Source organism: Capnocytophaga sp. oral taxon 412 str. F0487 (assembly GCF_000271925.1).
In the GTDB taxonomy this organism is placed as follows: domain Bacteria; phylum Bacteroidota; class Bacteroidia; order Flavobacteriales; family Flavobacteriaceae; genus Capnocytophaga; species Capnocytophaga ochracea.
This window is the reverse complement of record NZ_AJZR01000040.1, coordinates 1-12,903: the sequence shown is the minus strand read 5'-3', so window position 1 is coordinate 12,903 and position 12,903 is coordinate 1. Positions and strand designations below refer to the sequence as shown.

The window sequence follows — 12,903 nt, the reverse complement described above, 5'->3', positions numbered from 1 at the left end:
GATGAAACTCAAGAGATTTATCCCTTATATATTGCCTTATAAGAAACAGGCAATACTGAACATATTTTTCAATATTCTTTATTCACTCTTTAGTGCACTTTCGTTTGTGGCACTTATCCCGATGCTTGATGTACTTTTTGGCAAAGCGCAAACAGTAGCTGAAGCTCCTGTATATTCGGGTAATTTGTTGGATTTAGGGAGTTATGGTAAAGCCTACTTAAACTACAAAGTAGGAATTCTTGCGGGAGAAAATACTATTTGGGCTCTTGGAATAGTGATTGCTTTGGTAATTTCACTCTTCTTGCTGAAGAATATGTTTAGCTATTTAGCTTCTTTTTTCATCACTTACCTTCGCAATGGTGTATTACGCGATTTGCGTGATGCACTTTACAAAAAAGTTGTAAGCCAACCGATAGCATTTTTCTCAGAACAACGCAAAGGCGATATTATGTCGCGTATGGTAGGTGATGTAAACGAAGTACAATACTCATTGCTCTCGGGATTGGAGGCTTTTGTGAGAGAACCTCTTACTATTCTCTTTTCTATTTTGGTGATGCTAGGTATTAGCGTGAAACTCACAGTATTTACCTTTGTATTTATTCCTATTGCAGCGGCAGTAATTTCGAGGATAGGTAAATCACTAAAAAAGAATTCAATAGCTTTACAACAAGAACAAGGGCGATTCCTTTCGCTTATAGAAGAGACTATAGGGGGATTGCGCGTTATAAAGGCATTTAATGCTGAGGGTATTTTCTCTAAGAAATTTAAGGAATCTAGTAATACTTTTAACCGATTGAGCAATAAGGTAATGAACCGTCAGAACTTAGGGTCGCCAATGAGTGAGTTTCTCGGTATCCTAATGATTGCTATTTTGCTGTGGTTTGGAGGCTCGTTAGTGTTGGTAGATAAAACATTAGAGGGCACTCAATTCATTGCCTTTATGGGATTGGCGTACAATATTCTTACCCCCGCAAAGGCTATCAGTAAGGCATCGTACGATATGCGAAAAGGGAATGCAGCAGCCGAACGTATTTTGGAAATCCTTGATTACGAGAATCCTATTAAAGAGTGTGAAAATCCTGTTGTAATTTCTGATTTTACCACTGTTGTAGCTCTGAAAGATATTACTTTTGCGTATGCTGAACTGCCCGTACTTAGTCATTTTTCTCTGGAAATACCTAAAGGAAAGACAATTGCCTTAGTAGGACAATCGGGGAGTGGCAAGAGTACTATTGCGAACCTTATCACTCGTTTTTATGATGTAAATCAGGGAGAGGTACTCATTGATGGGGTGAACGTAAAAGATATGCAAACTGCCTCCTTGCGAAAGCTCATAGGGGTGGTGTCACAAGATTCTATTCTTTTTAATGATACGGTAAAGAACAATCTGCTGATAGGAAAGCCTGATGCTACTGATGAAGAACTAGTGACAGCGGCTAAGATAGCTAATGCTTATGAATTTATAAAAGACCTTCCCAAGGGTTTCGATACCAACATAGGAGATGCAGGTAGTAAACTGAGTGGCGGACAAAAACAACGCCTTAGTATTGCTCGTGCAGTGCTGAAAAATCCACCTATAATGGTACTCGATGAGGCAACTTCGGCACTTGATACAGAAAGCGAGCGTTTGGTACAGAATGCCTTAGAAAATATGATGAAGAACCGCACTTCGGTAGTGATTGCACATCGCCTTTCAACAATCCAAAATGCTGACCAAATAGTAGTAATGCAAAAAGGGCAAATAGTAGAGCAGGGTACCCATACTGAACTGATACAAAAGAACGGTATGTATAAAAAGTTAGTGGAAATGCAATCGTTTGAGCAATAAGCTTAGGGTATAGGTGCGAGTCGCACATTCAGTCGTAGCACGACGAACATTTTTTGGTGAAAAGAAAAATAGAGTTAGCTTATAGAAAAGACGAACAATGAACGAAGGAAAGACAAACAAATGACGAAGGAAAGACGAACAATGAACGAACCTAAACCGAAGAAAAGGCGCATAATAAAACAACTACAAACAGAATTTATACTTACTTATTTAGAACTTTAGCAAGAAGGAATGAGTGTTTTTACTTTTTTCGTACCTTTGCACCCAAATAGATTATAAACGAACAAAACTAATGAAGAATTTTATAGAAGAATTGCGTTGGCGCGGTATGATTCAGGATATAATGCCTGAAACTGAACAACATCTTATGGAAGGATTACGCGCCGCTTATATGGGGTTTGACCCTACAGCCGATTCGTTACATATCGGTAACTTAGTGGGCGTGATGATGTTGCGCCATTTCCAAAATTGCGGTCATAAACCCTATGCACTTGTAGGGGGGGCAACAGGAATGATAGGCGACCCTTCAGGTAAATCGGTGGAACGCAATTTGCTCACTGAAGAAGTATTAGCACACAATATAGCGGGTATCAAAAAGCAGTTAGCTAAGTTCCTCGACTTTGAAAGCCAAGCTTCTAATCGCGCTGAACTCGTGAATAACTACGATTGGATGAAAGAGTTCTCGTTCCTTTCATTCATTCGCGACATTGGTAAGCACATCACCGTAAACTATATGATGGCTAAGGATTCGGTAAAAAAACGCTTCGACCCTAATGAAAATACCGATGGAATGTCGTTTACTGAATTCTCATACCAACTCTTGCAAGGTTATGACTTTTTGCATCTCTACCGTGAGAAAAACCTTACTTTGCAAATGGGAGGGTCTGACCAATGGGGAAATATCACCACTGGTACCGAGCTCATTCGCCGTATAGCAGGAGGAAAGGCGTATGCCCTTACTTGTCCGCTGATTACTAAAGCCGATGGTACTAAATTCGGTAAGAGTGAAGGCGGTAACGTATGGCTCGACCCCGAGAAAACTTCACCTTACAAGTTCTTCCAATATTGGATTAATACTTCCGATGCCGATGCCGAACGCTATATTAAAATCTTTACAATGCTCAGCAAAGAGGGAATCAATAGTCTCATCGCACAGCACACCGAGGCGCCTCACTTGCGCGTATTGCAAAACAAATTGGCTGAAGAACTCACCCTATTAGTACACGGACGTGAAGAGCTTGAGAAAGCCCAAAAAGCATCACAAATCCTCTTTGGTAACTCTACTTCTGCCGATTTGCGCACTTTAGACGAGAAAACTTTCTTAGAAGTGTTTGACGGCGTACCTCAAGCCGAAGTAAGTGCCGCCGATATCGCTGGCGGACTTGATATGATTGCTATTCTTTCAGCAAAAACAGGTTTTATAAGTTCTAATTCCGAAGCACGTCGTGCCTTGAAAGAAAATTCTATCTCAGTAAACAAAGAAAAAGTAGGTGAAGACTACCAAATAGGTGAAAAAGACCTTGTAGATGGTAAATTTATCCTATTACAACGCGGAAAGAAAAACTACTTTATAGTAAAGAAAGTATAATTCTTTATAATATCCAACTTTGCCAAAGTTTTCCTGCCCGTGCGGCTTGCACCTTTGGCAAAGTTTATTATTTTTAATTTTTCACTTCTTACCTCTTATCTCTTATCTATGAAAACATTCCTTTCCCTTATATTATGTTTCTTACTTATCGCTTGTAAAACAGTAGATATGACGGTGCTAAATGATGTGTCTTTTTATGCTTTTTCTAAAGAAAAGGAGGAAGAAAATGAACGTAAATTTCCTTTTGTGCCGTTGGAGTACCAACAGCAAAAGGCACTAATAAATAGCTTTCGGTTGCGTTTTAAAAAAGATTCTTTGTTTGTAACTTACGACTCAATTGCTAATGACTCAACTATTCCTGTAGTAAGAGGCTTTAAAGGTAAGCAAAAACGGCACTTTTGGCGCTATTATGCTGCTCGTGAAATAGAACCTTATTTTCCTATTTATATGAGGATTTATATTCACCGATTGCGTTTGCGCCCTACTGAAGAAGGAAATTTGAGAGTAGATACTTATGTAGATAATGAGGGGGCTGTATTAGTTATATTAGGAACAGGTTATTCCTATAAACTGAAGCATATTTATAAGCGTATCAATGATGAAGAGCTGATGATTCCTTTTTTTGAAAATGGTAAATATGGTATCAACAAGGGAGGAAAATTGTTTATACCTGCTCAATATGATTATATCAGTGCCTATACCGATGGCTTTTTTATTGTAGAACGAGAAGGAAAATGGGGTACAATTGATAAAAATAGTCAGATGATTATTCCTTTAGAATACGATGCTTTGCAATATGACAAATCAGTAGACAGCCACCCTTTGTTTATAGCACAAAAAGAAAGACGCTACGGGTTTTTAGAACCTTCAGGAGCACCTATATTGCCCCTTATTTACAATTATATTGAAAAACAGTGTAATGAAAAAAGTTACAATTTAGGGATAGGTAATAAAGTAGGCTATTTTACTTACAACACTAATTCTCCATCTCAAATGCCTTATTTATTCATTCCTGCTGTATATAGCAAAATAGAAATGCGTACCCTCTATTGGGATTATATATTAGTGTACGACGGACTTACGCCTTTGTTCATAGACCACAAAGGTAATGAATACAACTTACAGACAGTTCATCTGAGTAAGTGGGAAGCTTTTATGGGAGGAGAGTCGGAGCAGGAATGTATAGTAAAGATTGATAATAGTTTTTATAAACCCAACTTAGAGACCAAGCGCCCTGCAATGCGCTCTGAAAACCCTATACTTGTATTAGAAAAATGAAAACTCTGATTTCTTTCTTGTTATTCTTAAAGAGGAAATACAAATAGGCAATCAATATTACCATATGGAAGAAAGTAAGCACCCAAGAAAAGAAACACTCTAATTTTCTTCTATTATATGTACCCCAAAGAGATTACTAAAGATCTCTTTTACTTTTATAAAATCACTTTGTCGTATGGCTAAATGTAGCACACAGTTTTCGGTGAGCAGTTGATTAGTGATGGTGAGGTTCTGCTCTTTTACTACCCGCATTACTTTGTTCATCAGTGGATATTCAAAACTGATGATAAGTTCTTCGGTAATGAGCTTTTCTACAATTTCTACTTCTTGCAAGGTGAGTTGGGCAGTAGTTTTGTAAGCCTGCACCAATCCGCCTACCCCTAATTTAATCCCTCCGAAATAGCGTACTACTATCACCAGTACGTTAGTAAGCTCAAACGACTGTATTTGCCCATAAATAGGAATCCCTGCTGTATTGTTAGGTTCACCGTCGTCGTTAGTGCGATAACGCTGGGTAGTGCCATAACCCAATTGCCACGCATAACACCAATGTCGTGCCGAGAAATGTGCTTTCTTCACAGCTTCGAGATGCACCTTTATCTCCTCTTCAGAAGTAATCGGGAAAGCATAGCCTAAAAACTTACTGCTTTTCTCCTTAAAAATCACCTCTTCTACCGAGGTTGCTATTGTTTTGTAGGTATCCAAATCAGCTAATTATTGAAAGGTATATTTCACTGAAAGTCCTGTGCGAATAGTCGTCATTGGGAAAGCAGTTGAGATAGCCGATTTAGAGAAATTGTATTGGAAATAATACGATGCCAAAAGGTTACGAGTAAGAGCATATTCGGCAGTGAGGTTACCCAACCACGAGGTTTGTCCTGCTGTTACTTGGTTGTTGAATATTTCCATATTGCGTATTACCGTAAACTCATTGAGGTAAGAAAGAGTGCCTTTCAGTACCAAATCGCTCTTCAAGGTAGTGAGATTACCATTTACTCGGGTAACGAAACGCAAATCTTTAAATCGGTATCCTACCCCGAATTTGTATTCGCGTTTGAGAATTTCAGTTAGGTAATCATTATCTAAACTGATAGAAATAGTGCGGTCTCGGTTGAATTCTGCCAAGAAGCTCATAGAGTTTTTGAATTCCATATCTGCCCTAATAAGCGGATTGAACTGCTCAGCGAGCGTAACAGTAGAATAGAGTTTCTCATTGAGAAAATCACCTGCTACGTTCGTTTTATTAGGGTTAGCCGGTTCATATTCTAAGTTAGTGCGAAACTCACTAAGCGAGTAGCTAGCACGATAGCCGTGTGCCAATGAGAAACGACGGAAAGTATTCTTGATAAACTCTACGCGCATTAGTCCGGTATAGCGTATATTCCATTCAGGGATAGGAATATTCTTGAAAGCGTTAAGCGATACGCCGCTGGCGCTACTTCCTGAATAGGCTGCAAAGAAAGCGGGTATCATCACTGCTTGGCTCTTTTTGCTATAACCTATAGGGTAACCTTCTGCATCTACGCTGGTTGGATTCAAACCGCGTGCCTCAGCCAAACGACGTGCTACGGTAAGTCGGTTTTCTTTGAAACGTTCAAAGGCTTCTGACTTGTATTCATCAATCTTATTAAAGGTAGTAGCTATCAAGTTGGTAGAGATATTGAAGCTACCTACTTGGTTACCTACTAATGGATTATAAACAAAGTTCCGCACTTCAAAGGTTTCAGTATAGTTCTCGGTATACTGACGATTAGCCTTTAAGTTGATTTGCAAATCAGGGATAGGTTGCAAATTAGCCGTAAGCAATAGTTGTCTTTCTTGTGATTTGATGTATTGGTCGTTGAAATCAGGAAACTCAGTAAGGTAACCTCGTTTTGCCATCTCGTAACGCAAGTCAGTTTGGTCGCCAAACATAAAGCCTGCCGATGGTTTAAAGGTGCCTAAGAAGCCCACTTGTTGTGTATATCCTGGTATGGTGCGGGCATTGGTAACTGAGTAGTTCACTCCTACTGTTTTGAGCATTGTCAAGAAAGTTTTAGCTACACTGGCTTTTTCTCCTCTTGGAGTAGCTTTTACGCCTAAGTAACGATACAGCTGGTCGAAAGTAAGGTTTGCTGTAAAGTTATGCGTATTGCCGTTTTGCAAGGTGTTTACTTCTTGGCGTGCCAACTGTAAGAGAGTTTGTGAACCGCGCTGATAGTCGAAATCACCAGAATAAGTATAGTTAGCTTTCATAAATTCAAAGAAAGGAAACTTACTAAAAGGCAAATCGTAGTTCACTTGGAACTTCGAGAAGAAGTGGTCTGGAGTTCCTAAATCCCAGAAATCTGACCAAAGTGATACTTCTTTATTAATGCCTGATATATCGCCATTGCCATCGTACACATAGTAGTTGCGAATGATACTGTTATTAGTAGCATTGAAGTTCAATCGCAATGATTTAGTCAAATTGTAGTTGATAGCGTATTGGTGATTCATCTGGTAATTGCGTTGTTGTAGCTCAGGGAGTGCTTTTTGCTGATTTGCATTCACACCATCAAAATGTACATCGCGGAACAATTGCTTGGTAAAAGAACGATTGATATCAGTAGTGAACATAATGCTGGTAGGCAGAATGTTCAAGTTTACATCTGCTAACCATTGCCAATAGCGCTTGTTAGCAAACTTACTACTTTTCTTGAAAGGCTCTACGGCAGTAGGTTTGAAAGTATAGTTGTACATAAAGCCTGCGCGCACTTGTTGTTCATCTTCGTAACGCAACTCGTAATCGCGGTGGTTCTTCTCGTTGTAAGCGTAGTTAAAAGTAAAGTTCTCTATGTTGTAAATACGGTTTTTCTGTCCTTCGCCTAAGTTTTTCTTCACCCCGATGAGGTTAATACCGCGTCTTAGTGTATAATCTTCCGCTTGTTCTTTAATAATTTCTCGCTCGCGTGCGTTTTGTGCTACGTCCAATCGGTCTTCTAATTTGATGTCTTGATATACGGGGTCGTACTCTGGAGTCGAGAGTTTCTGCGAGTGATTCAAACCTACTGGTATTTGCATATTCCACTTAGGAGGGAGCAGTTTCCCCGCATTGATGTTCATCATTACATCGTATTCGCGGGTACTTTCTAAGGCGCGCTGATTAGGAGCTTGGTCTACCGCTCCAAAACCTACGGTATGCATACGTCCTGTAGCCGAGATGTTCATTAGTTCAGAGGCATTCGCATCAAGAGAGCCTACAGCTGCCCAACCGCCGTGGTTTTCCAATTCGGCTACACGCAATTCGTTAAACCAATATTCCCCACTCAGTCCATTACTGCCCGATACGTTTTTCACCCCTATCATTACGGCTCTTACACTACCGAGCGATGGATTCCCTTTGATTACATAACGGTTTTGTCCCGCTACGTGTGGCGCACTCTCAGGTACTACATTGAAGTTTGCATCGTAGTATACCGCATCGCTCATTGTTTGGTTGCGTATGCTTATAGCTTTTAACTTGGTGAGCACGTCCATTGGGATAACCAATTGGTTGTTTTGTGGCCATATCAGTTGCTCTGTCGAAGCACCCGCAGGCGTTACCTGTAAGGGTACTTCCACTTGGTAATAGTTGTCGTTAAAGTCAGTACCTACCCGCAAGAAAGCCACTGCCTGATTATCGCTCAACGGTTTGTTCTTATAGGCTTCAGCGTGTACAAACATCTTGATATACTTGTATTGTCGCAGGTCAAAGCGCATTGCCTTGTATACCGCCCTACTATCGTTGTTTTCAAGGTTATCCACTATGTAAGATAAAGCCTGCTCGTTTTGTTCTACCAAGGTGTTGTTGGTATTAATACGCTCACGGCGTACCCCTGGTGGCATACGGTAAGGGATAGGCTGACGGGTTTCGTTCTCAATTAAGTTTACTGAATTGATTTCTACTTTGGTGCCGTCATCACTTGGGTCGTCCTTATCGGTGCTGAGGGTATAGTTGTAATAACGCCAATCACCGCGAATAAGGTCAAGTGTACCAAAGCGTAATAGCATTTCTTGAGGGAAGCCTGTAAGGTACATACGCATATGGGTCATCGAGTTGATGATATCCATCTTGTCGTTGTTGTTCAATGGGTATTGGAACCCTTCTCGCCACATCTCACCGCTGGCAATCGGTATTTTAAACTGTATCCAGCGGGCACTTACTTGTTGCCCGTTAGGTGCTTCTACCGATACCACGCGAATATCATTCACATAAGGGTCAGCAGTGGTGATATTAGGTTTAATACGCACTCTGTATTCAAGGTAGTTGTTGGCGGTGTTCATCGTATAATCACCGTTGATATCTTCATAATCAGGAATTGTGGTCGAACCTCTGTTCGTATTAGTCACTGCCACAGGCGAGTTTCCTTGCGTACCATTGTAGTTGTAATAACGGTTTAAGATACCACCACTACGCGCCAAAAAGTATTCATAGTTATCCATCGCAGGGTCGTTAGGTGAGGTAACTACGTTATTATTGTATATTCTCGATTCTTCGGCGTCGTTGAGTCCATCTAATCCTATATCTTGCAAGGCACGGTTAGATGAGTTGTCATCAAAAGCATATATCAGCGATTGTGCCGCAGGTACTTTACCCCAAGACGAGGTATTAATACTTGAAGTAGAAGAAAGTCCTGGTAAGCCGTTTTCGTATTGTTTTCTACCGTCTTTAAGCACGTCTTCTGATATATTTCCTAAGTTGAAAACCAATTCTCCATTACCACTGTATTCACCTGAATAATAAGGATCCATTACCCAGAACTGCAAGAACTCTATGTTACTTTCTTGAAAATCCGAATAGCTCATACCGCGCATAATCCCAGCCCATTTGTCGTTTTGGGTACGAGAAGCAAAACTTGGGTCGTTGTTATAAGGACCTTTTACATTAGGGTAATAAGCTAAGTCTAAGGTAGTTTGTACTAACGATTGTCCTTGGGCTAATTGCTGTTGTGGGAAGATTTCTTCTATAAAAATACGACGCGTACTATTCTTAGAGATTTCGCTACTACTTATCTCCGAAGGCTTTTGGTTTGAATAGAACACAGGGTCTATGGTATACCACGACAGTTTGGCACGCCCATAACCATTGCGTAAGTTATTGGGGTCATCAGGCCCATTACCGTATAGGGTGCGTGAAGCTGTACCACTGCCTTGTCCAAATTCCAAAGGCGTGCTCGCCAATTTCCACGCAAGAGGCGAACGCATATCAATAGTGGCTTGCGCTGCCTCAAAGTCGTCTAAGTACACGGTAGTTTCTCCGTCAAAATCATCTGCCTTAGGGGTACCGGCTCTTAGGTAAGCAAATTCACCTCGTATAGATAGATTCGACGGCGCATCGCTCTTAATCGTAGGAATGCGGTTTACCCACCGAGTGAGGAAAGGTAGCTCAGTAGAGTAAGTTCCTCCAAAACCGAAGATAGTATTGTTTACGGCTTCTTGTCCGTAGCTGGTCTTTTGGGTATAAGGTCGTTCGCGTAGGTTCACGATGGAACCCCCGATGATAAATTTATCGTTGAATTTGTGTTCCACATTCACGCCCATAAAGCGGGTGGTTTGTCCACCAAAAATCAGGTTGTTCTCTACTGAAACCTGTATAGGCAAGTTGCTCGCTTCAAGACTCGGATTGATAATCTCCACAATTCCTGATTGATAGTCTACTAAATAGTCTAACCCTTCTACCAGTATACGCCCACCTGCAATCACGGTTACTGAACCACGAGGCACATTGAAAGCCCCTAACGAAATCCCTCTTCTTCCCGATGACTTATAGCGTCCTTTCATTTGGAACTTATTCTTATCACCGTCCATCTGGGCTTGGGTTTTCGTATTTTTGTATAGTGAAGTATAAACGTATTTTCGTTGGTTGTCATTATAAGTTGCAGGGTCGTCGTAATTTGCACCACCACCTAAGGTGTTGTAGAGGTATTCACCAAAAGGCTCTACTTTGGTAAAGAATATTTTTCCGTATTGTTCGTCTACGGTAATGCCCGGAACAAAATCAAAGAACCCGTCACCTCCTGGCTGAGGGTCATTGTATTTGTTGAGGCGGTCGAAGTTGAAGAGATTTAACAAAATGCGGTCTTCCAATCCGGTAGGCCAACCGTTATTGTTTACTTTTTCGATATAGTTAATAGGGGAGGGGTTGGAGTAGAAGATATTCATACGGAAATCTTCTGGTGAAAGCTGTGCCGAACCTACTGAATACACGTTCTTCATCATCAAATCCCAAATAGGGTCTTTCACATTTAGGCGGTTACTTTTAAGCATCTTCAACACCAAAAGGTTGTTAGTAATCGCATTGTTACCACCTCCGTAGAACTGATTGGTAGTTGCCGAGATACCGTCGTTGGCAAACTCACCCACTTGATACACTTGGCTACCGTAGGTATATTGATAAGCCACCGCCAATACCTCATCGCTACTAAGGGCTGTGTTCAGCGAGATATAACCGAGTTTGGTATCTACTTTATAGTCCACTCCTTCTTCAAGTTTACGAGCGTTCTCTATAACGGCGTAGTCGTAACCCTGACTCACATAGGAGCTGTTCGTGCCAAAACCTTGTTGTACCGTAGCCACATCGCGAATAGCGCTGGTAAGTACCGAATTTGGCGTGCCCAAACGCGTAGGGTCGTATTTGTTAGCCCCATTGGCAGGCATATTATTGGTGGTAGCATTAAAGAAGCTGGCTCCTGCTTTATTTCCCAAACGTGTATTCTCCATTTTGGGTTCACCTAAGTCCTGTACAGCCAAAATATTGCGGATATTCCCCATACGGCTATTGCGGTTGGTTACCCACACCTCCAAACGGGTAATTTGCACTTTACTATTGATAAATGGGTAGTTTTCTAAAGCGCGGTCGTAGTTATCACGGAAGAACTGTGCCAGGAAGTAGTTGCGGTTTTCGTCGTAGTCAAGAGCCGAAATTTCAAACTCTGTAATAGTACCACTGCCTTGGGCACTTACGGTCTTTCGCTCCGATTTCTGTTCAGAGAAAACACCCGTGATAGTAGTACGCCCAAATTTAAGTTCTGTCTTCACCCCGAAAAGGCTCTGCGAACCTGTGATGAGTGAGTTAGACATCGGCATTGAGATATTACCCAATTCTATTTTTTGTACGATATCGTCTTCATCAGGGGTATATTCTAATTTAAATACATTTTGGAAATCAAAAGAGGCTTGTGTGTCGTACTGAGCGTTAAGTGTTAGGCGTGTACCTATCTTACCGGTAAGCCCTAAGCTGATGCGCTGTTCAAAATCTAAGCCCCACGAACTGCGGTAACGCGGACTCACTACGGGGTTGTCGTTGCGCGTATAGCGTACGCCTAAATCTACCCCTACACTTCCCTGCGGAACCAGTTCTATATTGCGCCCCCCGAACACGCTTTCAAAAAAGTCAGAATTTACGTATAATTCGGGCAAGAGGTCGCGTTGCGTTTTTTTCTTATCGGCAGTATTGCTTTGGGTATCGCCTATGGCGTCCAATTTAGTTCGGTAGTATTCCTTCATACGCTCACGCAACACCAAGTTTTCATATTGTTGTACCGTGAGAAACATAGGGGTAGAAAGGTCGTAATTCCCTAATTTCTCAGTGTATACATAGCGGTCGAGCGTCGGGTTATAGGTGTACTGATGCACAATGCTTTTAGGTTGCTCTAACCCTATACGCCCAATGCCATTCCGCACAGTCGTCTCAGTTTGAGTACTCGTAGCGGTTTGGGTCGTAGGGGTTACTTGTGCTTGAACACTGAATCCTGCTAAAAGTAGTAGAAATAAGGTTAAACGTTGCTTTACTGACATCTTATAAGAAATAATTAAACACCTATAAACCAAATTATTGCTATAACGTTATAACCTCTTTTTTGGCAGATAGGTACATTATGAGATAATGTAATTTGGTGCAAAAATATAAAATAAAGTATAATTAGCAAAGGATATCACTTTTTTTCTACACCAAATGTGTAAATTATTTTTTTAAATATACTTCACCTTCACCCTATCTTATCATTATCCTACCTTCGCCTTTCAAACGGATAACCACCCCAGTTGAAATCACCTTCCTCCTCCTAATACACTTTTTACTTTCGTTTTTCCTCTCTTTGTACTTTACCTAATTAACATTTTTTAACTTTTTAATATCTGCTCTTAACCTCTCATTATTAACTACTTATATACTCTTTCTATACCAATCGTCCAAGATTCGTATAAGCTT

The 12,903-nt window shown here is 40.9% G+C and carries 5 protein-coding genes; 3 read left to right on the top strand and 2 right to left on the bottom strand.

Annotation, left to right across the window (positions count from 1 at the left end; genetic code table 11):
• Position 1 precedes the first annotated feature (1 nt).
• The 3 genes from HMPREF1321_RS06735 to HMPREF1321_RS06725 all read left to right on the top strand — a co-directional run bounded on the left by HMPREF1321_RS06735 (position 2) and on the right by HMPREF1321_RS06725 (position 4,694).
• Positions 2 to 1,828: an ABC transporter ATP-binding protein gene (locus tag HMPREF1321_RS06735; protein ID WP_009421959.1), complete on the top strand. Its 1,827-nt coding sequence runs from the start codon at positions 2 to 4 to the stop codon at positions 1,826 to 1,828.
• Positions 1,829 to 2,120: 292 nt separating this feature from the next.
• Positions 2,121 to 3,416: a tyrosine--tRNA ligase gene (gene tyrS, locus HMPREF1321_RS06730; RefSeq protein ID WP_009421927.1), complete on the top strand. Its 1,296-nt coding sequence runs from the start codon at positions 2,121 to 2,123 to the stop codon at positions 3,414 to 3,416.
• A 108-nt stretch (positions 3,417 to 3,524) separates the two neighbouring features.
• Positions 3,525 to 4,694, top strand: coding sequence for a WG repeat-containing protein (locus tag HMPREF1321_RS06725; protein WP_034575855.1), 1,170 nt, complete (start codon positions 3,525 to 3,527; stop codon positions 4,692 to 4,694).
• A gap of 99 nt (positions 4,695 to 4,793) precedes the next feature.
• Here the strand turns inward: HMPREF1321_RS06725 and HMPREF1321_RS06720 are convergent, their stop codons facing one another.
• The gene (locus HMPREF1321_RS06720; RefSeq protein ID WP_009421985.1) at positions 4,794 to 5,399 is read right to left on the bottom strand and encodes an IMPACT family protein; all 606 of its coding nucleotides are present in this window, start codon (positions 5,397 to 5,399) and stop codon (positions 4,794 to 4,796) included.
• A gap of 9 nt (positions 5,400 to 5,408) precedes the next feature.
• The gene (gene sprA, locus HMPREF1321_RS06715) at positions 5,409 to 12,491 is read right to left on the bottom strand and encodes a cell surface protein SprA (RefSeq protein ID WP_009421981.1); all 7,083 of its coding nucleotides are present in this window, start codon (positions 12,489 to 12,491) and stop codon (positions 5,409 to 5,411) included.
• Positions 12,492 to 12,903: the final 412 nt, after the last annotated feature.